This window comes from Vibrio sp. YT-19(2023) (genome assembly GCF_033337395.1).
Genome location: NZ_JAWOQN010000458.1, coordinates 1 through 721 on the forward strand (window position 1 = coordinate 1; position 721 = coordinate 721).

General features: G+C 47.7%; 1 protein-coding gene. It reads left to right on the top strand.

Annotation, left to right across the window (positions count from 1 at the left end):
* Positions 1 to 721, top strand: a 721-nt coding sequence (locus R7E78_RS26505) for a proline dehydrogenase family protein (protein ID WP_318058660.1), incomplete at both ends; no start/stop codon positions are given.

The following is a 721-nucleotide window of genomic DNA, read 5'->3' on the forward strand; positions in this document are numbered from 1 at the left end:
CATAAGGATTTTGAATTCCAACGCCTACACGGCATGGGAGATTCGCTCTACAACCATGTGATGGAGAAATACGGCCAACCTGTTCGTATTTACGCTCCAGTTGGTAGCCACGCGGATCTACTGCCTTACCTTGTTCGTCGTTTGCTAGAAAATGGCGCAAACAGCTCGTTTGTACACCGTTTGGTTGACGCGCGTTGCCCAATTTCTGAACTGACACATCACCCTGTGGATGCGCTAACCAGTTTTGCGACGCTGAATAACGATAAGATCCCAATGCCTTCAGGTATTTTCCCTGAGCGTAAAAACTCTTACGGCGTGAACATTGATATCGAAAGCGAAGCAAAACCATTTGAAGCGCAAGTTGAAAGCTTCCTAAACAATAAGTGGATTGCGGGCCCTGTGATCAACGGTGAACGTTTTGCCGAAAGCATGATCAAGGAAAACCTCGCTGAGATCATTACCGCGCCTTACGATCGTCGTGTTGAAGTGGGTCAAGTCGCTTTTGCAACTCTTGATCATGTTTCCGCTGCGATTGAAGCGGCGCAAGCGGCATTCCCAGAATGGAAAGGCACTGCGATTGAGCAAAAAGCGAAGTGTTTAGAAACACTTGCTGACCTGATGGAAGCAAACTTGGCGGAGTTGGTGGCGATTTGTCATCAAGAAGCGGGTAAAACCATTCACGACAGCATTGATGAAGTTCGTGAAGCGGTTGATTTCTGTC